Source organism: Streptomyces sp. NPDC038280 (genome assembly GCF_055600045.1).
On sequence record NZ_JBVJYZ010000013.1, the window covers coordinates 89,127 to 113,802 of the forward strand.

Sequence of the window (24,676 nt, forward strand, 5' to 3'; positions counted from 1 at the left end):
TATTTCGCGACGCGTACGGGTGGGACCGGGGGAGGGGCGGCGGCATGGTGGCTGCGGGCGGTGGGGCGGGCCGGGAGCGGCTGTCTCAGGCCGAGACGGACGAGCTCTGGAGGGATGCTCCTCAGCGGGCCATGCTCGTCGAGGCCGACACCCTCCGGAAGTTCCGCCACCGGACCGACGAGGCCCTCACCAAACTCCTCGGCTCCCCGGCCGCACCCGGCCGGCTCGCCGACGAGCGCATCGCGCGCGGCCAACTGGGCGGAGGCGCCGGGCACTTCGCCGAAGCGGAGGATCTCTTCGGGGCGTACGAGACCGTCGTGACCCAGCTCAAACAGCTCTCCACGATGCTGTCCGACTCGATCGAGGGACTGAGCATCGCCGTCCACGCCTCCCAGGCGGGCTACGACGCGATCGACGAGGACGTACGCCGGCGCCTGGCGGCCCTCGACCGGAACACCCGTCGCTGGGCCCAGGACCATCCCCCGGCGGGCACTCCGAAGAGCAGCCCCTCCCGGGGTACGGAATTCTGACGACGCGGGCGACCGGGAGACGCGACATGGGTACGAACACGGGCGGGCGCGGGGTCTCGACACCCTTCGAGACCATGAGCCACGACCAACTCCGCGCCTGGCTGCACCCGGCCAGCAGCGAAGCGGTGACCGCCATCGCCGACCGCCTGGCCACGGCCGCGCGGACCATGCACGCGATCTCCGCCGACCTCAAGGCCCACATGAGCCGCGTCGGCTGGCAGGGTGAGGCGGGCGACGCCTTCCGCACCTGGGGCACGGACACCGCCAACGCGACGGCCCGCCTGGCGAACTACAGCGCGGGCGCGGCGAAGTGGCTGTCGATCGCCTCCGAAACGATCGCCGACGTCAAAAGCGCGATGCCCTACGACAAGGGCTCCCCCAAGGCCAACCTCGCCTCCACCCTGTCCCACCCGAACAGCCAGGACCCGGCGATGGCGGCCTGGGCGGCCCGCACAACCCTGGTGGCGGACGAGGGCATCCGCCAGGCGGCGATCCGCCAGATGCGGAAGCTGGCGGGGGCGTACGCGTGGGCGGCGAGCGGCCTGAACGCGCTGGAGGTGCCTCGGTTTCCGGCGCCGCCGGGGGAGTTTGTGCCGGCGGAGCGGGAGAACGTAGGCGAGCGCCAGGACTACGGCCCCGCAGAGGTTGGCGCCAGGCGTGGAGCGACGGGCGTCAGCGGCTCTTCAGAGGCTTCGCAAGGCGGTCGTGCTCCGCTGCATGATGCCCCCGACGTTCAATCGCTTTCAGCCATCAAGCCGGAGCGTCCCGCGCAGACGCAAATCGACAGCATTACCACTCTTCCGCAGCCGTCGAGTGGGACGCATACCCATATGGAAGAGGCGCGTCAAACCACACGTGTAGATGGCTACGTGCAGCCAGGCGTTCCCCTACCCTCGCCCTTTCCCAGTGGTCACGGAAGTGCGTTACCCCCGGGCTCTGCGGCCCTGGCTGGAAGGCCGCTGGGTTCGGTACTTCCTTCGGAGCCGATTGCTAGTAGGGGACCTAGTTTGGTCAGGCTTCCCACGCGCGGCGCAGGAATCATCGGGGGGCGCCCTGTTATTCCTGAATCTGGTCGATCACCGGGAGGGATTCCGAACGGGACAGTGATCGGGGAAGAGGGTGTGCACGGACCGGCGCCGCTAGCCCAACGGGGTGCCGTGGGAAATCAGGGTTACGGTGACTCCGGACGCGGCATCGTTGGGCCCGTCGGCGCGGTAGCGCCGGGCGGACATGCGGCCGGGTCGCGCGGGTCGGCGAGGGCAAGGCCGGATTACCTCACTGAAGACAAAGAGACCTGGCAATCGGGGGCCCGTAAGTTCGTGCCGCCGGTTATTGAGTGATCGCCATTGGCAAGGATCGGAGTGAAGCGACAGGTGGGTGCGAGTCGGGTATGTAGGCGCTCCCGTAAACTGGTTGTCGCGGCCTGGCTCGTATCGGCGCTGTCGACAGCAGTAACCCAACCGGCATACGGAGATCCCGTTCGCTCCGAACAATGGCATCTCGACGCGATGCGCGCCGAAGAAGTGTGGAAGGCGAGCACCGGGCAGGGGGTTACGGTGGCCGTGGTTGACAGCGGGGTGAACGCGTCACAACCCCGCCTGCGGGGGCAGGTCTTGGCGGGCAAGGATTTCGCCACCGGGGAACATGGTGATGCCCGAACAGATTACGATGGTCATGGAACCGGGATGGCTGGAGTCATCGCCGCCATCGGACAGCAGGGCGCCCCAACCGGGCCTATGGGCCTGGCGCCTGGGGTCGCGATCCTGCCGGTCCGAATGCCGAGAATCGTGGATTCAAAGAACCAAGCTGAGGCAAACCGCAAGTACAACGAGACCATTGACGATGCCATTCGCTACGCAGCTGATTCCGGCGCGCAGGTCATCAACATCTCCCAGGCCGTCCCCCAGGGGTCGAGGCAACTCTCTGATGCAGTCCGGTATGCCCTGGGCAAGGGATCGTTGATCTTTGCCGGAGTCGGCAATGGCGGTGACGCGGGCAACGCCCTCATGTACCCCGCCGCCACCCCCGGTGTCGTCGGCGTGGGCGCGGTAGGGCGGGACGGCAACCGGACCCCCGAGGCCCAGCATGGCCCCCAGGTAGACCTCGTCGCCCCCGGCGAAGACATTGTGGCGGCTTGCAACGGCGCGACGGGCGTATGCAAGAGCCACGGCACCAGCGACGCCACCGCCCTCGTTTCCGCCTCCGCCGCTCTTCTGTGGGCCGCTCATCCCGACTGGACCAACAATCAGGTCCTCCGCGTCCTTCTCCGGACGGCCGGTGGCACGAAGAGCGCCGCCAAGCGGGACGATCACGTCGGGTACGGCGCCGTGCGGCCGCGGGTTGCTCTGGTGGAGCCCGGGGATCCCGGGCCCGCCGACGTGTATCCGCTTCCGGATCTCGCCGCCGCGGAGCGGACTTCGCCCTCCCCCCGCCGCACGGCCTCCACCGCCGCCCCGGCCGCGCGCCGAGTCGGCCCGGGGGTGGCGGTCGGCATCGCCGTACTCGTCCTCGGCGCCGCCGTGCCTCTCGTCCGGTCCCGTCGGCGCCGCACCTGAGGGCTCAGTCCGTGGCGGGCTCCGGGTCGCCGCCGGCTGGGAGGAGCAGGGACGCGGTGAGGATCGCCGCGCGGGTGATCAGCGCCGCGAGGAGGATCGTGCCGAAGCCGTCGACCTGGAGGTACGCGATCTCGTCGCCCAGCCAGGAAAGCAGCCACCAGATGAGGGCGTCCTGCACGAACCCGGCCGCCGCGAAGGCCAGCAGCGCCGGGGCGGGGACGCGCGCGGACGGGCCTATGAAGACGAGCTGGGTGAGCAGGGCGACCACGATGAACGTGACGGCGAGGGAGAACGCCGCGTCCTCACCGGACGGACCCAGGGTGATGCCGGGCAACAGCGTTCCGGCGAGGCACACTCCGACGAGCGCGCCGAGCTTACGTCTGCCTTGTACGGTCATGCCGCGGACTCTGGCACACCCCTGCCGCGGGTGTGAAGATCCTATGGAGGCCGTGATCGGAATCGAACCGACGTAACTCGCTTTGCAGGCGAGTCCCTGAGCCACTCGGGCACACGGCCATGTGCTTTTCGATGTCATGACCGTAGGCCCGCGCCATCAGGGTTCTCAAGAGCCCCGGCTGCCCTGCAACATGACTGCCATGGTGCGTTCACGCTGGTCGTACGCCCAAAGACGCAGAGCGCGCCCGCCTCGGGACAGGGCCCAACCGGAGGGACGCCTCTTACTCTGGTGGTCATGGCCCCCCTGGAACCACGTGACAAGGACGTCACTCGCGCCACCTCGCCCGCCCAAGAGCAGCGGCCCGGGGGCGCTGCCCGTGTTCTGGACCGGGCCCATCGGGCGCTCAGCATCGGCATGGTCTCCGTCGTCCTGCTGATCGCCTTCGAGGCGACCGCGGTCGGCACGGCCATGCCCGTCGCCGCCCGGGAACTGAACGGCGTCCCCCTCTACGCCTTCGCCTTCTCGGCGTACTTCACCACCAGCCTCTTCGCGATGGTGCTCTCCGGGCAGTGGTCCGACCGCAGCGGTCCCCTCGGGCCGCTCACCACCGGCATCTCCGCCTTCGCCATCGGTCTGCTGCTGTCCGGTACGGCCGGCAGCATGTGGCTCTTCATCGCCGGCCGGGCGGTCCAGGGACTCGGCGGCGGACTGTTGATCGTGGCGCTGTACGTCGTCATCAGCCGGGCCTACTCGGAAGAGCTGCGGCCGGCCATCATGGCGGCCTTCGCCGCCAGTTGGATCGTCCCGTCCATCGTCGGGCCCCTCGCCTCCGGAGCCGTCACCGAACACCTCGGATGGCGCTGGGTCTTCGTCGGTATCCCCGTCCTCGTCGTGCTGCCACTGGTGCTCGCTCTGCCCGCGATCCGGCGCACCGCGTCCGGCCCCGCCGACCCCGACACGCCGGTGACGCCCTTCGACGCGCGACGGATCCGGCTGGCGCTCGGCATCTCGTCCGGGGCGGGTCTCCTTCAGTACGCCGGGCAGGAGCTCCGCTGGCTGTCCCTGGTCCCGGCCGTGGCCGGCGCGGCGCTGCTTGTGCCGTCGGCGCTGGGCCTGCTGCCGCGCGGAACGTTCCGGGCGGCCCGCGGGCTGCCCTCGGTCGTCCTGTTGCGCGGTATCGCGGCCGGGTCGTTCATAGCGGCGGAGTCCTTCGTGCCGCTGATGCTGGTCACCGAGCGGGGGTTGAGTCCCACGCTGGCCGGGATGTCGCTCTCGGTCGGCGGCGCGACCTGGACGCTCGGGTCGTACCTCCAGTCGCGGCCGAGGGCGGAGCCGTACCGGGAGCGGCTGGTCGTCTTCGGCATGGTGCTCGTCGCGGCGGCGATCGTGGCCGCGCCGAGCGTGCTGATCCACGCGGTGCCGGTGTGGGTGGTGGCGGTGGCATGGGGGTTCGGCTGCCTCGGCATGGGGCTGGTGATCGCCTCGACCAGCGTCCTGCTGCTGACCCTTTCCGCGCCGGAGGAGGCGGGCGCGAACTCGGCCGCGCTCCAGATCTCGGACGCCCTCTGCAACGTGCTGCTGCTCGCGGGCGGAGGGGCCGCGTTCGCGGCGCTGGGCGGGGGAGCGGTGGCCGCCCACGGGGTGACGGCGACGGCCGGCTCCCATCCGGCGGCCTTCGCGGCGGTGTTCCTGCCAATGTCGGGCGTGGCCCTGGTGGGCGCGTGGGTGGCGACGCGCCTGCGTACTCGCCCGGTCCACCGGTGATCGGGCGAGCCGCGCGACGGGCGGCCCCGGCCGGGGTGCGGGGGAGGACGGGGGGCGGGGCAGGCAGGCGCCCGGGTCGGGGCGGCGGCGCGGGGCAAGGCCGAAAAAGCCGGCGTGTCCACCCGCGCGCACCCCGCCGACCCGACCAGGCCGCGGCATACGACCTGGTCACCTCCGTCGCCTCCGGCGAGCCCCCGGGAGCCACGCCGTCGGGGACGTACGGCCGCGGCTGTGAGCCAGGTCTCAACGGCCGCCGTCCCGGCCCCGTTCCGGCGGGAGGCGGGAGTCCCACCGGTAGGGTGGCCCGGTTGTCGTACGTAAGCAGTGCCCACGAGAGCCGAATCGGAGACCGTGACTACTACCGCCTCCCATCACCTCTCACCCGCCTTCCCCGGCCGTGCCCCCTGGGGCACCGCCGGCAAGCTGCGCGCCTGGCAGCAGGGCGCCATGGAGAAGTACATCCAGGAGCAGCCGCGCGACTTCCTCGCGGTCGCGACCCCCGGCGCCGGCAAGACCACCTTCGCGCTGACCCTCGCGTCCTGGCTGCTGCACCACCACGTCGTGCAGCAGATCACCGTCGTCGCGCCCACGGAGCACCTCAAGAAGCAGTGGGCCGCGGCCGCCGCGCGCATAGGGATCAAGCTGGACCCGGACTACAGCGCCGGGCCGCTGAGCAAGGAGTACCACGGCGTCGCCCTGACCTACGCCGGCGTCGGCGTGCGCCCCATGCTGCACCGCAACCGCTGCGAGCAGCGCAAGACGCTCGTCATCCTCGACGAGATCCACCACGCCGGTGACTCCAAGTCCTGGGGTGAGGCGTGCCTGGAGGCCTTCGATCCGGCGACCCGCCGCCTCGCGCTCACCGGTACGCCCTTCCGGTCGGACACGAACCCGATTCCCTTCGTGACCTACGAGGAGGGGAACGACGGGATCCGGCGCTCCTCCGCCGACTACACCTATGGCTACGGGAACGCGCTGGGCGACGGCGTCGTCCGGCCCGTGATCTTCCTGAGCTACAGCGGCAACATGCGCTGGCGCACCAAGGCCGGTGATGAGATCGCCGCCCGCCTGGGCGAGCCGATGACCAAGGACGCCATCTCGCAGGCCTGGCGGACGGCGCTCGACCCGCGCGGCGACTGGATGCCGAACGTGCTGCGCGCCGCCGACCAGCGGCTGACGGAGGTACGCAAGTCCATCCCGGACGCCGGTGGCCTGGTCATCGCCTCCGACCAGGACTCGGCCCGCGCGTACGCCAAGCTGATCCGCGAGATCACCGGCACGGGGGCGACGCTCGTGCTGTCGGACGAGGCGGAGGCGTCCAAGCGGATCGACGAGTTCAGCGAGAACGAGGACCGCTGGATGGTCGCGGTCCGCATGGTCTCCGAGGGCGTCGACGTGCCCCGCCTCGCCGTCGGCGTCTACGCGACCACGATCTCCACGCCCCTCTTCTTCGCCCAGGCCGTCGGCCGCTTCGTGCGATCCCGCAGGCGTGGCGAGACCGCGTCCGTGTTCCTTCCTACGATTCCCAATCTTCTCGGCTTCGCCAACGAGATGGAGGTCGAGCGCGACCACGTCCTCGACAAGCCGAAGAAGGAGGGGGACGAGGACCCCTACGCCGAGTCCGAGAAGGAGATGGACGAGGCGAACAAGGAGCAGGACGAGGACACCGGCGAACAGGACATGCTGCCCTTCGAGGCGCTGGAGTCCGACGCGGTCTTCGACCGGGTGCTCTACGACGGCGCCGAGTTCGGCATGCAGGCCCACCCGGGCAGCGAGGAGGAGCAGGACTACCTCGGCATCCCCGGGCTCCTCGAACCCGACCAGGTGCAGCTCCTGCTCCAGAAGCGGCAGGCCCGGCAGATCGCGCACAGCCGCAAGAAGCCGGACGAGGAGGCCGACCTGCTGGAGCTGCCGGCCGAGCGGCGCCCGGTCGTCTCCCACAAGGAGCTCCTGGAACTGCGCAAGCAGCTGAACACCATGGTCGGCGCCTATGTCCACCAGAGCGGCAAGCCGCACGGCGTGATCCACACCGAGCTCCGCCGGGTGTGCGGCGGCCCGCCGAGCGCGGAGGCGACGGCCGGACAGATCCGGGAGCGGATCAAAAAGGTGCAGGAGTGGGCCACCCGGATGCGGTGAGTCCGGCCGCCGGACGTGACGGGTCGCCGGCGCTTGGGCGGACCGGGCGCCGTCGCGGGGTGTGACAGGTCGCGGAGTCGGGGCGGGACCGGCCGCGGCGCCTGGGCTGCCACTGCCGCCCAGGGTGGCGGGTCGCCGTGGAGACCTGTCGCCGTTCATCAAGGGGTCCGGCCGCCCGCTCACCGTCGCCGTTCCCCGTCAAGCGTCCGGCCACCCGCTCACTGGTGGTCGAAACGCCAAAAGGCCTTGACTCCGCACCCCGCGGGCTCACGGAACAAAGTTCGTCCTGACCTCCAAAGCCCCCGTCCTCGCGGATTGGTTACCGAACGGGCAGTAAGTACCCGCCGACGCCCGGATTCTGGACGAGGGCTTCCGCTGAGCGGAGCCGGTCGCTACTGTCCCCGCAATGCATACGCCCCGTGGCAGCGCCGCCGCGGAGCGCAGCCGGTGTGCCATGGCCTGCCGGCGGCCTCTCCGTGCGTCGCCGCTGGGACCGGTGTCGTAGCCCCGTGAGAGTGTCCGCCGTTACTCACTCCGAAGGAGAGGGCGTCGTGACAGCGGAGACTTCCCAGACGCTCGACCGGGGACTGCGTGTCCTCAAACTGCTCGCCGACACCGACCACGGCCTGACGGTCACCGAGTTGTCCAACAAGCTCGGTGTCAACCGGACCGTCGTCTACCGTCTGCTCGCCACGCTCGAACAGCACGCCCTCGTCCGCCGTGACCTGGGCGGCCGCGCCCGGGTCGGGCTCGGCGTGCTCAGACTCGGCCGCCAGGTCCATCCGCTCGTACGCGAAGCGGCGCTGCCCGCGCTCCGCTCGCTCGCCGAGGACATAGGCGCCACCGCTCACCTCACCCTGGTCGACGGGGCCGAGGCGCTCGCCGTCGCGGTCGTCGAACCGACCTGGACCGACTACCACGTGGCGTACCGGGCCGGCTTCCGCCATCCCCTCGACCGGGGTGCCGCCGGCCGGGCGATACTCGCGGCCCGTCAGGCCGGCGGGCAGACCGACCCGGGCTTCACCCTCACCCACGGCGAACTGGAAGCGGGCGCCAGTGGCGCGGCCGCGCCGCTCGTCGGCGTGACCGGGATCGAGGGAAGCGTGGGCGTCGTGATGCTGGCGGACGCGGTTCCGGAACGGGTCGGCCCTCGTGTCCTGGACGCGGCCCGCGAGGTCGCGGACGCGCTGAGGTAGCGGTCGGCGGACGGCGCCGGGCGGGAGACGGCACACGGGACGGCACGGAGGCGACGGCGCGCGGGAGACGGAGCACCGGAGGCGCGAGGGACGGCGGGTGCCGCGAGGGCCCCGGGAACGGGCCGATAGATTGGCCGGGTGTTCTCCAGCCTCTCGCGCGGCCGCGCGCTCGCCCTGTGCGCCCTGCCCGTCGCCGCGCTCTTCGCCGTCGTCGGGTTCGCGCCGCTGCCGTACTCCGTCGCGCAGCCCGGTCCGACCGCCGATGTCCTCGGGGCCGACGAGGGCACGCCGGTGATCACGATCTCCGGGGCGCGGACCCGGCCGACCACCGGTCAGCTGCGGATGACGACCATCGTGGCGACCGGACCCTCCGTGGACATCGATCTCGGCGATGTGGTCGACGGCTGGTTCAAGACCGATCGCGCGGTGCTGCCGCGCGACTCCGTCTACCCCTCGGGGGAGTCGGAGGAGGAGATCTCCCGGCACAACCTGGACCAGATGACGCAGTCGCAGGACGCCGCCGTCGACGCCGCGCTGGGCTATCTGGACATGGACCCGAAGAAGGTGAAGGTCACCCTTCACCTCGCCGACATCGGCGGTCCGAGCGCCGGGTTCCTCTTCTCTCTCGGGATCGTCGACAAGCTGGACGGGGACGGCGCGGGCCGGGATCTGACCGGTGGGAAGACCATCGCCGGTACGGGGACGATCGAGGCGAACGGGACCGTCGGAGCCGTCGGCGGGGTGTCCCTGAAGACCCAGGCGGCCGGACGGGACGGGGCGACCGTCTTCCTCGTACCGAAGGCGGAGTGCGCGGACGCGCAGTCCGAGCTGCCCAAGGGGATGCGGCTGATCCCCGTGACCACCCTCAAGGACGCCATCGCGTCCCTGCGCGCCCTCGACAAGGGCGGCCCGGTCCCCAGCTGCTGACGGCCCGGTCGCCTCTCCGCGCCCCCACCGCCCCGCGCCCACCGCCCCGCCCCGCCCGCACCTCTCGCCCCGCGCGCCCGGCTCATCGCAGCGGCTGGTCCTCCGCCGCCTGTTCGACCAGCGGGATGATCCGCAGGGGGACGGGGTTCTCCATGACGATCGCCGTGGAGGCCCGCACGATGCCCTCGAAGCCGACCACCCGGTCGATCACCCGCTGGAGGTCGGCGTTGGAGCGGGCCACCAGGCGGCAGAGCATGTCACCGTGGCCCGTGGTGGTGTGGAGCTCCAGTACCTCGGGGACGCCCGCCAGGTGCGCGCGGACGTCGGCTCCCTGGCCCTGCTTGATCTCCAGCGTGGCGAAGGCGGTGACCGGGTACCCGAGGGCCGCCGGGTCGACCTGGGGGCCGAAGCCGCGGATGACGCCGTTCGACTGAAGCCGGTCGAGCCGCGCCTGGACCGTGCCGCGGGCCACCCCGAGACGGCGCGAGGCCTCCAGTACGCCGATGCGGGGCTCACGGGCGAGGAGCACGATGAGCCGGCCGTCCAGATGATCGATCGCCATCAAGGCCTCCCGATGGTCATCCTGTACAGATAGCCCGCCCATCCTCCCCCTCCACTGGTCAGATTGACCAGTGGAACGACGAACTATTGCGCAGCTTGCCGATCGGAGAGAGTCTGCCGCCATGACTGAGACCCTCCACACCACCCCCGAAACCGCCCGGCAGGCAGACCCCTTCCCGGTGAAGGGAATGGACGCGGTCGTCTTCGCCGTCGGCAATGCCAAGCAGGCCGCGCACTACTACTCCACGGCCTTCGGCATGAAGCTCGTCGCCTACTCCGGACCGGAGAACGGCAGCCGCGAGACCGCGAGTTACGTCCTGACCAACGGCGCCGCGCGCTTTGTGTTCACCTCCGTCATCAAGGTGTCCACGGAGTGGGGCCGGTTCCTCGCCGACCACGTCGCCGAGCACGGTGACGGCGTCGTGGACCTCGCCATCGAGGTGCCGGACGCGCGTGCCGCCTACGCGTACGCCGTCGAGCACGGCGCCCGAGGGATCACCGAGCCCTACGAGGTGAAGGACGAGAACGGCACGGTCGTGCTGGCCGCGATCGCCACGTACGGCAAGACCCGCCACACGCTCGTCGAGCGCTCCGGCTACGACGGTCCGTACCTGCCCGGGTTCGACGCCGCCTCGCCGATCGTGGAGCCGCCGGCCAAGCGCACCTTCCAGGCCATCGACCACTGCGTGGGCAACGTCGAGCTCGGAAAGATGAACGAGTGGGTGGCCTTCTACAACAAGGTCATGGGCTTCACGAACATGAAGGAGTTCGTGGGCGACGACATCGCCACCGAGTACTCGGCGCTGATGTCGAAGGTGGTCGCGGACGGCACCCTGAAGGTGAAGTTCCCGATCAACGAGCCGGCGATCGCGAAGAAGAAGTCGCAGATCGACGAGTACCTGGAGTTCTACGGCGGCGCGGGCGTCCAGCACATCGCGCTGGCCACGAACGACATCGTCGCGACGGTCCGTTCGATGCGGGCGGCGGGCGTGCAGTTCCTGGACACCCCCGACTCGTACTACGACACGCTCGGCGAGTGGGCGGGCGAGACGCGCGTCCCCGTGGAGACGCTGCGGGAGCTGAAGATCCTCGTCGACCGTGACGAGGACGGTTACCTGCTGCAGATCTTCACCAAGCCGGTGCAGGACCGCCCGACCGTCTTCTTCGAGATGATCGAGCGCCACGGCTCGATGGGCTTCGGCAAGGGCAACTTCAAGGCCCTGTTCGAGGCGATCGAGCGCGAGCAGGAGAAGCGCGGCAACCTCTGACGCGCACGGGGCCGGGTGCCTGGGCCCGTACGGGGGGCCCGGGGCCCCGGCCCCGGTTCCACCCGCACGGCCCGGCTCGCCCGCCTCAGCCCTGATGCGTCGTGCCGCTTGCCCCGCCGCCCCTGGCGCTCGCCGCGCCCGGGGTCGCCGGGTTCTCCCGCGTCCATGGGCGACGGGACGGAAGGGGCGGCGTCGAGGGAGCCGGTTTCCAGGTGGCCGCGGGCTTCCACGGGGAGGATGACGGCTGCCTCTGGGGTGTCTGCGGCCGGCCGCCTCCTGCGGGGGTCCAGGCTCCCTCCTCCCGGGAGGCCTTCTGGCGTCCCGACTTCGACCGCCGCGGCTGCATCCAGCGCGGACCGCCCTCCGGCGGCTCGCCGATGGCGTCCAGCGACTCCTGGGCCTTCGGCGCCAGCAGCGGCGAGAACTTCGGGTTGATCCGCAGCGCCTCCATCAGATGGCGGCGCGCCGCCCCTTCCTCGCCCAGGGCCCGCTCGATCTCGCCCTGGTGGTACGTGAACAGCGCACTGCGCACCCCCGTCTCCAGCGCCCTCTTCACGTAGTCCAGCGCCTCCCTGGGCTCGCCCGCCCGGTAGAGCGCCCACGCCAGCGCGTCCGCCACCTCCGCCGACCGGTGCGCCCGTGACCACTCGGCGCGCAGCCGTACCACCGCCGCCTCCGGGTCCCCGTGGTCCGCCTCGAAGCGGCCGAGGACCACGGCCTCGTTCACCCCGTTGGTGGACGCCTCCGCCGCCCGTGCGCGCATCGCGGCGTACTGCGTCCTCGCGTCCCCGTCGAGGCCCAGCGACTCGTACAACTCGCCCGCCTCCAGGGCGTACTCCGGCAGCGGCAGTCTCGACAGCGCCTCCTGGTAGTCCCGGAGCGCCTCGCCCGTCCGCTCCAGGGCGGCCAGTGCCCGCGCCCGCCCGGCCAGCGACGGCGCGTGATCCGGCGCGACCTGCAGCGCCGCGTCGTACTGGGCGATCGCCTCCTCCGGCTCGCCCCGCTCCCACGCCAGCTCACCGAGCCGGTGCAGACACGTCGCCTTCTCCTGCGGCGTGCGGGCCCGCGCCACCGCCTCGGCCGTCGTCGCCGCCGCGTCCTCGCGCCAGCCGCGGGCCCAGTACATCCCGGCCGTACGGATCAGCACCGGCGTCCCGGAGTGCAGCTTCTGGAGACGGTCTAGCGCCTTCTGGGCCGACTTGAGATCCCCCATGCCGGTGTACGCGTCGATCAGCACGGGGTACGCGGACCACCGCCTCGGCCGCTGCTTGCGCACTTCCTCGCCCCAGTTCCGCGCCGTCACGTAGTCACCCCGCGCCGCGGCGAGCGCCCCGAGCCCGACCTGCGCGTCGACGTTGCCCCGGTTCGCCGGCAGCACCGCGACCGACCGCCGCAGCGCCTGTTCCGCCCGCCGGTAGGCCACTACCTCGCCGGCACGGGTGGCCCGTTCCGTGTACGCGGTCCCCAGCACGGCCCATGACTCGTCGTCACCCGGGTGCAGGCGCAGCCACTTCCGGCGGTCGCCGATGAGCGCGGAGAGTTCCGGCAGCGACGCCTGCGACCCGGCGGCGACCGCCGTCAGGGCCCGTGCGGCCGGACCGGGAGCCGGCGGCGGCTCCTTCTCCACCGTCCTGGGCAGGCACAGCAGAGCCGCCCCCACCAGCACGGCGCCCGCCCCCGAGGCCAGCACCATCCCTGTGACCGTTTCCGTCTTCATGGCGCTCACTGTGCGCCAGTACGACGAGCCCACAAGGCCCCACTCCGCCCGGCGAAGCGGATCGGCGGACGGGTTCACACCGATGGCCCCGAGTGCCACGCTGGGTCCATGGACGATCTTCTGGCTCAGCTCCATGAACGGCTCCGCGCGGGCCTCCCGGCCGAGGCCCTGATCACCGACCCGGACGTCACCGCTTCCTACGCCAACGACATGGCGAGCTTCTGCCCGGCGGGCACCCCCGCCGTCGTGGTCCTGCCCCGGACCGTCGAGCAGGTCCAGCACGTGATGCGCACCGCCACCGCGCTGCGCGTCCCGGTCGTCCCGCAGGGCGCCCGCACCGGCCTGTCCGGCGCCGCCAACGCGTCCGACGGCTGCATCGTCCTGTCCCTGGTCAGGATGGACCGCATCCTGGAGATCAGCCCGGTCGACCGGATCGCCGTCGTCGAACCCGGAGTCATCAACGCCGTCCTCTCCCGTGCCGTCGGCGAACAGGGCCTCTACTACCCGCCGGACCCCTCCAGCTGGGAGATGTGCACGATCGGCGGGAACATCGGCACCGCCTCGGGCGGCCTGTGCTGCGTCAAGTACGGCGTCACCGCCGAGTACGTCCTCGGTCTGGACGTCGTCCTGGCCGACGGCCGGCTGATGTCCACCGGCCGCCGCACCGCCAAGGGCGTCGCCGGCTACGACCTGACCAGGCTCTTCGTCGGATCGGAAGGCAGTCTCGGCATCATTGTCAGAGCGGTCCTGGCGCTGCGGCCGCAGCCACCGCGGCAGTTGGTCCTGGCCGCGGAGTTCCCGTCCGCGGCCGCCGCCTGCGACGCCGTCTGCGCGATCATGGAGCGCGGCCACACGCCCTCGCTCCTGGAGATCATGGACCGCACCACCGTCCGTGCCGTCAACCAGCTCGCCCACATGGGCCTTCCGGACGCGACGGAGGCCCTTCTGCTCGCCGCCTTCGACACTCCGGACCCGACCGCCGACCTGACGGCCGTCGGCGAGCTGTGCACGGCGTACGGAGCCACGCAGGTCGTCCCGGCCGAGGACGCGGCCGAGTCCGAACTGCTGCTTCAGGCCCGGCGGTTGTCGCTGACCGCGCTGGAGTCCCTGAGGCCCGCGACGATGATCGACGACGTGTGCGTACCGCGCTCCCGGCTCGCCGCGATGATCGACGGCACCGCCGCCATCGCGGAGAAGTACGACCTCACCATCGGCGTCTGCGCCCACGCGGGCGACGGCAACACCCATCCCGTCGTCTGCTTCGACCACGCCGACCCCGACGAATCGCGCCGGGCCCGTGAGTCGTTCGACGAGATCATGGCGCTGGGCCTGGAACTCGGTGGCACGATCACCGGCGAACACGGCGTCGGCACCCTGAAGAAGGAGTGGCTCGCGCGCGAGCTGGGACCGGTGGGACTGGAGTTGCAGCGAGGCATCAAGCGGACCTTCGACCCGCTGGGCATCCTCAACCCGGGAAAGCTGTTCTGAGGCTCAAGACACAGGAAGTTGTTTCCAGTGCGCGGGAAGGCTGTTCCGGCACCGCGAAAGCCGGCGCCCGCGCCTCACCCCTCACCGTCCTGCGACTCGTCCGACGGCCACGGGTCGCTCAGCCACAGGTCGTCGGCGGCCATCGGCGCCAGCAGCCGGGCCAGGCCGTCGTCGATCCCGAGCCGGTCCGACTCGGTGCCCGGCGGCACCGCGCGCAGCGTCCGCTCCAGCCACGCCGAGACCTGCGCGGCCGACGCCTGCAGGAGCGCGTCCCCGTCGGGGGAGGAGAGCGCCATCAGGACGACCCCGGCTCCGTCGACCTTGGTGGGCCAGATCCGTACGTCCCCGTGCCCGCACGCTCTGAAGACCCCTTCGGCGAGCAGCTCGCGGGCGAAGGTCCAGTTCACGGGGTGCTGGGAGCCGACGTGGAACGTGATGTGCACGGCGTAGGGGTCGGCCGTCCGGTAGGAGAGCAGGGCCGGAACGGGGATGCTGCGCTCCGGTGAGAGCACGAGCTTCAGTTCCAGTTCGCGCTCCACCACGGTGTGCTCCATGCGAGCCTTCCTCTCCAGTACGGGGCCCCGGAGCGGGCCCACACTCAGGAAGAGCGGGCTGCACGCCGGTTATGACGCGACTTGCGCAAAGTTTTTCGCCCGTTTTCCCCGGCATCGCCCGCCCACACCACCGAACTGTCGCGCGGGTGCCGCACCTCCGTCCGGACCTCGGTGTCAGGCCTTCGCGCGGGCGCCAACCTCACCCCCGACCTTCACGCTTCGCTTTCGCGCCCCCGGTTCTGTCGCTCATACGCGGTCTTTCTGCGGCTCTCCTTGTTGCCTGGCCCGGGTTCTTCGTTACTGTCCTCCTTGGCCCGGCGGAGACGCATCGCGTGAGTGAACGGAGTTGGGGCAGTGGCTACGCCTCCTGGTGACGGCGGGAACGTACCCCGGGAGGGGTATTACCCAGATCCGTCCATCCCCGGATATGTCCGGTACTGGAACGGAGCCGCCTGGGTCCCCGGGACGAGCCGGCCCGAACCGAAGAGCGGCGAGGCGATGCCCCTGCCGCCGACCTCCTCGTTCTCCACGCCCGCCGGGGGCCCGGCGCTCGCCCCGGTGCCCGTCCCGCCGCCCGCCGCCGTCGAGGAGACGGGGCCGGTGTTCCTGGACGAGGACCCGGTCACCGAGGCGCGTCAGGAGCCGGCGTCCGCCTGGCAGGCCGACGCTTCGCGCCAGACCGGCTTCGGCGGCGACCGCGACCGCAAGGTGTCGTGGGGGAGCGCGTCCGACGGGCAGGGGCCCGCGGACCCCCGCCTGGACCCGCGCCGACCCGCCCAGACCCCGGCCCGGAGCGCCCCGGCGGCCGACCCGCAGCCGGCCGACCCGACGGGCGGCGCGCTGCCCGGCGTACGGCACGTGGAGCCGCGCCCCACGAGCGAACCGCCCAAGGACCGAACGGTCACCATCCGCGCGACCTCTCCGCAGCAGCCCCTGCCGCAACAGGCCGACGGCACGATGACGATCCGCGCGCTCGGCGCCCAGGCGCCTCATGCCCCGGCGCAGGCGGCTCAGGCTCCCGCGTCCCAGCCCCCGGCGTCCCAGGCATCCGTGGCGCCCCGGGTCGCCGAGCCGCCCCAGGCGGCCCAGCCGCCGCGCGGCCCGCAGTCGGCGCAGGCCCCGCAGAGTCCTCAGGTCCCCGCGCAGCCCCAGTCGGCGGAGTCGCGGACGCCCCTCGCGCAGGGCCCCGGCGGCGGTGCGGCGTCCTGGGCGCAGCAGGTCCACCAGCTCGCCCAGCCGGAGCCGGCCCCGCTTCCCCACCAGCAGCAGTCGCAGCAACCGCAGCAGCCGGTCGTCCCGTGGAAGCCGCCCGTCGAGGACCCCTTCCTCAAGGCCGCCCGGGCACAGGCCGCCGCCCGTCCCGCCTCACTCGGCAAGCGCCTGCTGGCCCGGCTCATCGACACCGTCGTCCTCGGCGCGGTCGGCGGAGCCGTCTCCCTGCCGTTCGTCACCAAGGCCCTCGACCACATCGACGGGAAGATCGAGGAGGCCAAGCAATCGGGTGAGACCGTCACCGTCTGGCTGCTCGACTCCACCACCGCCGTCAACTTCGGCATCGCCCTCGGCGCCCTGCTCGTCCTCGGCGTGCTGTACGAAGCGCTGCCCACCGCCAAGTGGGGCCGCACCCTGGGCAAGAAGCTCTGCGGACTCGACGTGCGGGACATCGAGGCGCTCGAGCCACCGTCCTTCGGCGCGGCGCTGCGCCGCTGGCTCGTCTACAGCGTGCTGGGACTTCTGTTGCTCGGTGTCGTCAATGTCCTGTGGTGTCTCGTCGACCGGCCGTGGCGGCAGTGCTGGCACGACAAGGCCGCCCGCACCTTCGTGGCGGGGTAGCGCTCCGGGCCGCGCCCTCTTCCGCACCCCCGCTCGCAGGGGTCCCCCGAACGGCATATGAGCCGTTGCGGGGCCCTCCCCGCCGGGGTGCACTGCCCCCATGAGCAACGACCAGCCGACGTCAGGCCAGCCGCCCGAGGACGATCCGTTCCTCAAGAAGCCGCAGGAACCCCCGCCGCCGTCGGCGGGTCCGCCGCAGGGCCCCCCGGGAGGGCCGCCCCCGGGAGGGCCTCCCCCCGAAGGGCCCCCTCCGGGAGGCCCCCCGCCCCCGGGCTCCCCATACGGCTCTCCGTACGACAACGCGCCGCCGCCTCCGTCCGGCGGCTATGGCGCAGGCGGCTACGGTGGGACCGATCCGCTCTCCGGGATGCCACCGCTCGCCGACACCGGCCGGCGCGTCCTGGCCCGCATCATCGACTGGCTGATCATCGCCATCCCGCTGGCGCTCATCGGTATCCCGTTCGACATCTACGGCCGGGCGACGGACAACACCGACGACTTCGGTGACGCCATCAGCCAGTACAACGGCGGCACTCAGCTGGTGTTCCAGCTCATCACGATCGTGGCGTACGTCGCCTACGACACCGTGATGACCGCGCGGAACGGCCAGACCGTGGGCAAGAAGCTGATGAAGCTGCGCGTCGCGATGCTCAATGACGGTTCCACCCCACCGATGAACGCCTCGCTGGTCCGCGCGCTCGTCCTGTGGCTGCCGGCACTGATCTGCTGTGCCTGTCTGTGGCCCCTGCTCATCCTGATCCTCATCCTCGTGGACAAGCCCTACAAACAGGGTCTGCACGACAAGGCGGCCAAGACGGTGGTGGTGTCAACGACGCAGTGAGTGCTCGCTCATCCGGGTGTCGGCACCCGCGGCCGCGTGGGCGCGGGCGGCCGGCACCCGGCTTTCCGGCCCCTCAGCGGAGGCGGAGGCGGCGGACGAGGCGGCGTGGGCCGGTGCGGTACGGGCCGGGTGCGCCGCCTTCCTGCTGCCGGGAACCGGCACGGTCATCGCGACCAGAAGTCCGAGGAGAAGAGCGGCGACGCCGATGACCGCGATCCCCACACCCGTCGTGGTGCGGGAGAGCAGAAGCATGGCGACGGTCGAGAAGACGACGGTGGCCGAACCGTAGGCGAGCTGTGCGGCAGTCGGACGCGGCATGACGGTTTCCGTCCTCGAAGCATCGAATGGGGGTAACTCGCACCTGGGTCGCACTGTCAAGCGACTCTACGACGGTGAATGCCCGAGAGGAACCGCTAGTAAGCGTGACCTAACCCACGGTGCCGGAGCAAGGGGGGCGCATGGAGTCACTGAACCCGTCAACCCGACCGGCGGGTGCGCCCGTTGGGCGGTCGCACGGATTCGGGCGACCGTCCGGATATCGGAAGCGCGCTACTGCATAGTGCAGTTGGCCTGTTCAAGTCAAGGTCTGTCTTTTCTGTTGAAACTCCGGTCGAATGTCGTCACTTGTGACGCGCGACACCGCACGCGGACACCACCCCACCCTCGGTCCGTGGTCGCGGGCGCCGGGGAGGACAACATCAAGTGAGCAACAGACGACGGGCGATCAGAGCGTCCGCGGTCGTCGTGGCCCTTGCGGCCACCGCCGCGACGGCCTCGGCCTTCACCACCGCTCAGGCCGGAAATCGCACTTCGGGGGCGGCCGCCATTGAGCGCCACGCTCCGGCGCCGGGCGTGAACCAGGACAAAACGGCGGTCGACCACGACCTCGAAGGTCCCTTCAGCAAGCAGCAGGAAGCGCAGCGCAAGGCGGCCCTGGAGCAGGTGCTGGCCGGCGACGCGAAGGTCGAGCGCAGGGGCGGCTCCCAGGTCGTCAAGCTCGACGCCAAGAAGTACGTCGAGCTGGGCCGGGAGAAGACCGACAAGATCTTCACGATCCTGGTCGAGTTCGGCGACAAGGTCGACAACACGACGCTGGTCGACCGCGCCGACGACGACACCACGGACCCGAAGCCCAAGTTCGGTGGTACGCCCGGCCCGCTGCACAACAAGATAGCCAAGCCGGACCGCGCGGTGGACAACTCCACCGCCTGGCAGGCGGACTACAACCAGCAGCACTTCCAGGACCTGTACTTCGGCACCGGCAAGGACAAGAAGGGCAAGCCGAAGCAGTCCCTGAAGACCTACTACGAGCGCACCTCGTCCGGCCGCTACTCGGTCGACGGCAACGTCGCCGACTGGGTCAAGGTCGACTACAACGAGGCCCGCTACGGCTCCAACTACTGCGGCAGCACCAACTGCGCCAACGTGTGGGACGCGGTCCGCGACGGTGTCACCGCCTGGGCCGCCGACCAGAAGGCCAAGGGCCGCACGGACGCGCAGATCAAGGCCGACATGGCCCAGTACGACCTGTGGGACCGCTACGACTTCGACGGCGACGGCAACTTCAACGAGCCCGACGGGTACATCGACCACTTCCAGCTCGTCCACGCGGGCGAGGACGAGTCGGCGGGCGGCGGCGACCAGGGCGGCGACGCGCTGTGGGCCCACCGCTGGTACGCGTACGGCACCGACGCGGGCAAGACCGGCCCGGCGAACAACCAGGCCGGCGGCACCCAGATCGGCAACACCGGCATTTGGGTCGGCGACTACACGATGCAGCCCGAGAACGGCGGCCTCGGTGTCTTCGCCCACGAGTACGGCCACGACCTGGGCCTCCCGGACCTCTACGACACCTCGGGCAAGAAGGGCGCCGAGAACTCGGTCGGCTTCTGGTCCCTGATGTCGGCCGGCTCCTGGCTCGGCACCGGCAAGGACTCGATCGGTGACCTGCCCGGCGACATGACTGCCTGGGACAAGCTGCAGCTCGGCTGGCTGAACTACACCAAGGTCGCCGACGGCCAGCGCTCGAAGAAGTCCACCCACAAGCTGGGTGTGGCCGAGTACAACACCAAGAACGCGCAGGCGCTCGTCGTCGAGCTGCCGAAGAAGGGCGTCACCACCGACGTCGTCGCCCCCGCCGAGGGTGCCACCCAGTGGTGGAGCGACATGGGTGACGACCTCAAGAACACCCTCACCCGCTCCGTCGACCTCACCGGCAAGTCCAAGGCCGAACTCGCGCTGAGCGGCTGGTGGGACATCGAGCTGGACTACGACTACCTCTACGCCGAGGTGTCGACGGACGGCGGCGCCAAGTGGACCGCGCTGGACGGCACCGCCGACGGCAAGGCCATCCCGAAGGACGCGAGCGGCACTCCTGCGCTGACGGACGTCTCGGGCGCCTACAAGAAGCTCGTCTATTCGCTGGACGCCTACGCGGGCAAGAAGTTCGACCTCCGCTTCCGCTACCAGACGGACGGCGGCGCGGGCGGCAAGGGCTTCGCGGCCGACGCCATCAGCATCACCGCCGACGGCGCCACCGTCTTCTCGGACAACGTCGAGGGCGGGGACAACGGCTGGACCGCGAAGGGCTTCTCGCGGATCGGCAAGGGCTTCACGAAGGAGTACGACCAGTACTACCTCGCGGAGAACCGTCAGTACGTGTCGTACGACGCGACCCTCAAGGTCGGCCCGTACAACTTCGGCTTCACCGGTGACAAGGCCAGCTGGGTCGAGCACTACCCGTACCAGAACGGTCTGCTCGTCTGGCTGTGGGACACCAGCCAGAAGGACAACAACACCGCCGTCCACCAGGGCAAGGGTCTGATCCTTCCGATCGACGCCCACGCCAAGCCCATGAAGTGGACGAACGGGACGCTGCTGCGCAACAAGATCCAGCCGTTCGACGCGCCGTTCAGCCGGTACGCCACGGACGGGTTCACGCTGCACAACGCGGGCGCCCCGCTGCGGATCAAGCCGCAGGCCGGCAACCCGGTCTTCGACGACCACAAGGGTGTCTACTGGTACGCCGAGAACCCGCAGGGGAGTGTTCAGGTAACTGACACCAACACCAAGATCGCGATCGTCAAGGAGCCGCGCGACGGCCAGACGATCACGGTTCAGGTCGGCCCCTCGACCAAGTAATTCGCATAACTGCAGGTCAAAGCATGATCGGCCGTCGCCCTCTAGCGGGCGACGGCCGATCGTGTTTAGGTGCGTCTGACGAGAGTCTTATTGACACACCAACTCACGGGGGAGTGGTTCAGCATGCCCGGCGGAGGGTTTTGCAAGTTGCCGAACGGCAGTGTGGTGGTCGCGCTGAGCCTGCCCAGCCCGGCGCAGGACGGCGGCACGGCCCGCTATCTGGTCCATGCCGTCAACCGGGCCCGCGCCCTGACCAGGCTGCGGAACCTCGGACTGCGGGCGGTCTATCTGCGGGGCAACGCCGAGCCCCCGACACCGGACGAGATCACCGCCGTACTCCACCACCCGGACGGCCTGCTCTGGCGCACGGCCCCCGTCCGCGACGCCGAGCTCTGGCACCCCATACGCGCCCTGGGCAGACCCTGACGGGGCCGGCGGCCGGAGACGCCCGAGGGCGCCAGGCGCTCGCGGACACGCCCCCGGGCCCCTGACGCCGTCGCCCCGGCCGCCGCGCCGCCGCTAGACCACCGGCTTGCCGCTCAGCTCCACGCCGGCCTCGCGCAGCTGCTCCAGCGCCCGGTCGGTCGTCTCCTTCGCGACGCCCGCCGTCAGATCGAGCAGCACATGCGTGGTGAAGCCCTCCCGGGCCGCGTCCAGGGCCGTCGCGCGGACACAGTGGTCGGTGGCGATCCCCACCACGTCCACCTCGGTCACGTCCCGCTCCCGCAGCCACTGCGCGAGGGTCGCGCCGTTCTCGTCGGTGCCCTCGAAGCCGCTGTAGGCCGCCTCGTACGCGCCCTTGTCGAAGACGGCGTCGATCGCACCGCAGGCGACCACCGGGGCGAAGTTCGGGTGGAAGCCGACGCCCTCCGTACCGGCGACGCAGTGGACCGGCCAGGAGGACACGTAGTCGGGACGCTCGGAGAAGTGCTCGCCCGGGTCTATGTGGTGGTCGCGGGTGGCGACCACATGCCGGTAGACGGCCCCGGCGGCCTCGCCCACCAGGTCCGTGATGGCGGCGGCGACGTCCGCGCCCCCCGCCACCGCGAGGCTGCCGCCCTCGCAGAAGTCGTTCTGAACGTCCACGACGATCAATGCGCGGTGCATGACGGGTGTCCTTCGGTGGGGGTGAGCGGTGGTCGGAGGATGAGAACGAGCCTAGAGACTTCACGGTCGGTGCGGGAGGGGGCATGAGCCTGCTCCCCACACTCATCCGCGCGTTCCCGTGTGTTCCGCGCGTGCCCGTGCGTTCCGGAGCGGCCGCGGCTGCCCTCGGCCGTCCGCCTCAGATGTACTCGGTCGGGATCACGGGCTCGCCGCGCGACAGCTGGATCGCCGACAGCGGCAGCCCGGCCCGTACGGCGATGTGCCGCTCCCGCGCCGCGTCCAGCGGTTCGCGGGCCACTATCTCGCCGCCCTTGACCAGCTCCACCAGCAGCTGCCGGTCCGCGAGCTCGGTCGGGACCGGTCCGGTTCCGATGACCTCCGCCTCGGCCACGCCCTCCGCGTCCACCCGGCGGGCGGCCCACTTGCGGCCGCCGACGGACGCCTTGCCGCCCAGCGACTTCTTGGCCACCGGGTGAAGCGGGGCCTTGGGGTCGGCGGACTGGGCGCGGGCGACCAGCTTGTAGACCATCGAGCACGTGGGGTGGCCGCTGCCGGTGACGAGCTGGGTGCCCACTCCGTAGGCGTCCACCGGGGCGGCGGCCAGCGAGGCGATGGCGTACTCGTCCAGGTCCGAGGTCACCACGATCCTGGTCCCGGTGGCGCCGAGCTCGTCGAGCTGCTGGCGCACCCGGTGCGCGACGAGCAGCAGGTCACCCGAGTCGATGCGGACGGCTCCGAGGCCGGGCCCGGCGATCTCCACCGCGGTCCGCACGGCCTCGGCCACGTCGTAGGTGTCGACGAGCAGGGTCGTACCGCTGCCGAGGGAGTCGATCTGGGCCTGGAACGCGTCGCGCTCGCTGTCGTGCAGCAGGGTGAAGGCGTGGGCGGAGGTTCCGACGGTCGGAATGGAGTAGCGGAAGCCGGCGGCCAGGTCGGAGGTGGAGTCGAAGCCGCCGACGTACGCGGCGCGGGCGGAGGCCACCGCGGCCAGCTCGTGGGTGCGCCGGGCGCCCATCTCGATGAGCCGCCGACCGCCCGCCGCGGCGGACATCCGGGACGCGGCCGCGGCGATCGCCGAGTCGTGGTTGAGGATCGAGAGGACCACGGTCTCCAGGAGCACGCACTCGGCGAAGGAGCCCTCGACCCGCAGGAGGGGCGAGCCGGGGAAGTACACCTCGCCCTCGGGGTAGCCCCAGATGTCCCCGGTGAACCGGTAGGACGCGAGCCATTGGAGTGTCGGTTCGTCGACGATCCCGCGCTCGCGCAGGAAGCCCAGGACGCCCGCGTCGAAGCGGAAGTTCTCCACGGCGTCCAGCACCCGGCCGATGCCGGCCACGACGCCGTAGCGCCGCCCCTCGGGCAGCCGCCGGGTGAAGACCTCGAAGACGGAACGGCGGTCGGCCGTGCCGCCGCGCAAGGCCGCCTGGAGCATCGTCAGCTCGTACTGGTCGGTGAAGAGCGCTGTCGATGGCACGTCCACCGGCAGCCCGAGGTCCGCAGTGTTCATAGGCCGGATGCTACCCCGAATACTCGTCAGAGTGACGATTTCTAGGGGCCCGTTTGTGCGGGGGCCCTCCCTGGGTGGCAGCATGGGGTAAGTGAGTGTCGCACCGGTTGAGATCGAACGTCCGGAATCGGCGGAGGAGAGCCTCCCCGTCGTGGAACCCGACGTGCCCTGGGTGACGATCGTGCACAACGATCCGGTCAATCTGATGAGCTATGTGACCTACGTCTTCCAGGCGTACTTCGGCTACTCCAAGGACAAGGCACACAAACTGATGCTCGACGTGCACCACAAGGGCCGCGCGGCGGTCTCCAGCGGCAGCCGCGAGGAGATGGAGCGGGACGTGCAGGCGATGCACGGGTACGGGCTGTGGGCGACGATGTCGCAGGACCGCGGCTGATGGCCGGGCACTTCGAGGCGCTGCCGGGCGGCGGCGCAGCCGTCGCGCTCGACGAGGTCGAGATCTCCATCCTCCGTTCGCTGGCCGTCCAGCTCATGGAGCTGATCGGGCCCGGCGACGAGCCGGCCAAGGGGGAGGACCCGCTGGCCGCGCTGTTCGCCGAAGGGCCCAGCGAGCCCCCCTCCGACCCGGCACTGGCCAGGCTGTTTCCCGACGCCTACGCGGACGACGACGAGGAACTGCGCGCGGCCGCCGCCGAGTTCCGGCGCTTCACGGAGAACGATCTGCGCGCCCGCAAGCGCGAGGACGCCCTCGCCGTCGTACGGAGCCTGGACGGGCTCTCCGCCGTCGGGGAGGGCGGGGCGATCCTCAAGCTGACCTCCGACGAGTCCCGTCAGTGGCTGGGCGCCCTCAACGACCTCCGGCTGACCATCGGAACCCGCCTGGAGGTCACGGACGAGGACGAGACCGGCGACCTCTACCGGCTGCCCGACTCCGATCCCCGCAAGCCGATGGTGATGGCCTACCTCTGGCTGGGCGCACTGCAGGAGACGCTCGTCGAAACGCTGATGCCCTGACGCCGGACCCGGTGCGTGACCCGACGCCGGCCCGGCTCGCGCTCCGACGCCGGCCCGGCGCCGCGCCCCGACCGGACCTGGCGAAGTCCCGACATGTGATCATCCGCCGGTGTTCGCTCAACGGACACTCAAATCCGGATAACGATCGCGTCACCCAAGCGCCCTAGTTGACCCGCCGA

General features: G+C 70.9%; 22 protein-coding genes and 1 tRNA gene. 15 read left to right on the plus strand and 8 right to left on the minus strand.

All coding sequences use genetic code 11. The features are described from left to right. The first annotated feature begins 44 nt into the window (after positions 1–44). From ACZ7J0_RS24170 to mycP, 3 genes are all read left to right on the plus strand, one after another. Positions 45–530: a hypothetical protein gene (locus ACZ7J0_RS24170; RefSeq protein ID WP_470890572.1), complete on the plus strand. Its 486-nt coding sequence runs from the start codon at positions 45–47 to the stop codon at positions 528–530. Positions 531–556: 26 nt separating this feature from the next. Further along, the gene (locus tag ACZ7J0_RS24175; RefSeq protein ID WP_470890574.1) at positions 557–1,870 is read left to right on the plus strand and encodes a WXG100 family type VII secretion target; all 1,314 of its coding nucleotides are present in this window, start codon (positions 557–559) and stop codon (positions 1,868–1,870) included. A gap of 168 nt (positions 1,871–2,038) precedes the next feature. Beyond that, positions 2,039–3,085 (plus strand): type VII secretion-associated serine protease mycosin, encoded by a 1,047-nt coding sequence (gene mycP, locus ACZ7J0_RS24180; protein ID WP_470890576.1) that lies wholly within the window; start codon positions 2,039–2,041, stop codon positions 3,083–3,085. 4 nt (positions 3,086–3,089) lie between these two features. Here mycP and ACZ7J0_RS24185 read toward each other — a convergent pair whose 3' ends face one another. Beyond that, complete coding sequence (locus ACZ7J0_RS24185) at positions 3,090–3,482, minus strand: hypothetical protein (protein ID WP_470890578.1); 393 nt, start codon at positions 3,480–3,482, stop codon at positions 3,090–3,092. A gap of 44 nt (positions 3,483–3,526) precedes the next feature. Then, positions 3,527–3,601 (minus strand) — tRNA-Cys (locus ACZ7J0_RS24190). Positions 3,602–3,776: 175 nt separating this feature from the next. On the opposite strand from ACZ7J0_RS24190, the gene ACZ7J0_RS24195 reads away from it, so the two are divergent. The 4 genes from ACZ7J0_RS24195 to ACZ7J0_RS24210 all read left to right on the plus strand — a co-directional run bounded on the left by ACZ7J0_RS24195 (position 3,777) and on the right by ACZ7J0_RS24210 (position 9,505). Continuing rightward, the gene (locus ACZ7J0_RS24195; RefSeq protein WP_470890580.1) at positions 3,777–5,246 is read left to right on the plus strand and encodes an MFS transporter; all 1,470 of its coding nucleotides are present in this window, start codon (positions 3,777–3,779) and stop codon (positions 5,244–5,246) included. Positions 5,247–5,597: 351 nt separating this feature from the next. Next, a complete protein-coding gene (locus ACZ7J0_RS24200; RefSeq protein ID WP_470890582.1) occupies positions 5,598–7,382 on the plus strand; it encodes a DEAD/DEAH box helicase in 1,785 nt (594 codons plus the stop codon). A 551-nt stretch (positions 7,383–7,933) separates the two neighbouring features. Continuing rightward, positions 7,934–8,578: an IclR family transcriptional regulator gene (locus tag ACZ7J0_RS24205; protein ID WP_468710854.1), complete on the plus strand. Its 645-nt coding sequence runs from the start codon at positions 7,934–7,936 to the stop codon at positions 8,576–8,578. A gap of 138 nt (positions 8,579–8,716) precedes the next feature. Continuing rightward, on the plus strand, positions 8,717–9,505 hold the full coding sequence (locus tag ACZ7J0_RS24210) for a S16 family serine protease (protein ID WP_470890584.1): 789 nt from the start codon (positions 8,717–8,719) through the stop codon (positions 9,503–9,505). Between the two features lie 82 nt (positions 9,506–9,587). On the opposite strand, the gene ACZ7J0_RS24215 is transcribed toward ACZ7J0_RS24210, so the two are convergent. Further along, positions 9,588–10,067: an Lrp/AsnC family transcriptional regulator gene (locus ACZ7J0_RS24215; protein WP_468710852.1), complete on the minus strand. Its 480-nt coding sequence runs from the start codon at positions 10,065–10,067 to the stop codon at positions 9,588–9,590. A gap of 121 nt (positions 10,068–10,188) precedes the next feature. Between ACZ7J0_RS24215 and hppD the strand changes: the two genes are divergently transcribed. Next, positions 10,189–11,334 (plus strand): 4-hydroxyphenylpyruvate dioxygenase, encoded by a 1,146-nt coding sequence (hppD, locus tag ACZ7J0_RS24220; RefSeq protein ID WP_470890586.1) that lies wholly within the window; start codon positions 10,189–10,191, stop codon positions 11,332–11,334. 85 nt (positions 11,335–11,419) lie between these two features. Here hppD and ACZ7J0_RS24225 read toward each other — a convergent pair whose 3' ends face one another. Then, the gene (locus tag ACZ7J0_RS24225) at positions 11,420–13,186 is read right to left on the minus strand and encodes a tetratricopeptide repeat protein (protein WP_470890588.1); all 1,767 of its coding nucleotides are present in this window, start codon (positions 13,184–13,186) and stop codon (positions 11,420–11,422) included. Between ACZ7J0_RS24225 and ACZ7J0_RS24230 the strand changes: the two genes are divergently transcribed. Then, positions 13,160–14,539, plus strand: a complete 1,380-nt coding sequence (locus tag ACZ7J0_RS24230; protein WP_470890590.1) for an FAD-binding oxidoreductase — start codon at positions 13,160–13,162, stop codon at positions 14,537–14,539. The genes ACZ7J0_RS24225 and ACZ7J0_RS24230 overlap by 27 nt on opposite strands. A gap of 74 nt (positions 14,540–14,613) precedes the next feature. Here the strand turns inward: ACZ7J0_RS24230 and ACZ7J0_RS24235 are convergent, their stop codons facing one another. Beyond that, positions 14,614–15,093, minus strand: a complete 480-nt coding sequence (locus ACZ7J0_RS24235) for an SsgA family sporulation/cell division regulator (RefSeq protein ID WP_470890592.1) — start codon at positions 15,091–15,093, stop codon at positions 14,614–14,616. 336 nt (positions 15,094–15,429) lie between these two features. Between ACZ7J0_RS24235 and ACZ7J0_RS24240 the strand changes: the two genes are divergently transcribed. Continuing rightward, positions 15,430–16,926, plus strand: a complete 1,497-nt coding sequence (locus ACZ7J0_RS24240; RefSeq protein ID WP_470890594.1) for an RDD family protein — start codon at positions 15,430–15,432, stop codon at positions 16,924–16,926. A 100-nt stretch (positions 16,927–17,026) separates the two neighbouring features. Next, positions 17,027–17,767 (plus strand): RDD family protein, encoded by a 741-nt coding sequence (locus ACZ7J0_RS24245; protein WP_470890596.1) that lies wholly within the window; start codon positions 17,027–17,029, stop codon positions 17,765–17,767. On the opposite strand, the gene ACZ7J0_RS24250 is transcribed toward ACZ7J0_RS24245, so the two are convergent. Continuing rightward, a complete protein-coding gene (locus ACZ7J0_RS24250; RefSeq protein ID WP_470890598.1) occupies positions 17,753–18,085 on the minus strand; it encodes a hypothetical protein in 333 nt (110 codons plus the stop codon). The genes ACZ7J0_RS24245 and ACZ7J0_RS24250 overlap by 15 nt on opposite strands. A 384-nt stretch (positions 18,086–18,469) precedes the next feature. Here ACZ7J0_RS24250 and ACZ7J0_RS24255 point away from each other — a divergent pair, with 384 nt between their 5' ends. Beyond that, positions 18,470–20,908, plus strand: a complete 2,439-nt coding sequence (locus ACZ7J0_RS24255; protein WP_470890600.1) for an immune inhibitor A domain-containing protein — start codon at positions 18,470–18,472, stop codon at positions 20,906–20,908. A gap of 123 nt (positions 20,909–21,031) precedes the next feature. Next, a complete protein-coding gene (locus ACZ7J0_RS24260; protein WP_468710839.1) occupies positions 21,032–21,334 on the plus strand; it encodes a hypothetical protein in 303 nt (100 codons plus the stop codon). A gap of 93 nt (positions 21,335–21,427) precedes the next feature. On the opposite strand, the gene ACZ7J0_RS24265 is transcribed toward ACZ7J0_RS24260, so the two are convergent. Both ACZ7J0_RS24265 and ACZ7J0_RS24270 read right to left on the minus strand, forming a co-directional pair. Then, positions 21,428–22,015 carry an isochorismatase family protein gene (locus tag ACZ7J0_RS24265; protein ID WP_470890603.1) on the minus strand — a complete coding sequence of 196 codons (588 nt, stop codon included), beginning with the start codon at positions 22,013–22,015 and terminating at the stop codon, positions 21,428–21,430. Positions 22,016–22,193: 178 nt separating this feature from the next. Beyond that, positions 22,194–23,522, minus strand: coding sequence for a nicotinate phosphoribosyltransferase (locus ACZ7J0_RS24270; protein ID WP_470890605.1), 1,329 nt, complete (start codon positions 23,520–23,522; stop codon positions 22,194–22,196). Positions 23,523–23,613: 91 nt separating this feature from the next. Here ACZ7J0_RS24270 and clpS point away from each other — a divergent pair, with 91 nt between their 5' ends. Further along, complete coding sequence (gene clpS / locus ACZ7J0_RS24275) at positions 23,614–23,919, plus strand: ATP-dependent Clp protease adapter ClpS (protein ID WP_470890607.1); 306 nt, start codon at positions 23,614–23,616, stop codon at positions 23,917–23,919. Then, on the plus strand, positions 23,919–24,497 hold the full coding sequence (locus tag ACZ7J0_RS24280) for a DUF2017 domain-containing protein (RefSeq protein ID WP_470890609.1): 579 nt from the start codon (positions 23,919–23,921) through the stop codon (positions 24,495–24,497). Before clpS ends, ACZ7J0_RS24280 begins: the two co-directional genes overlap by 1 nt. Positions 24,498–24,676 lie beyond the last annotated feature (179 nt).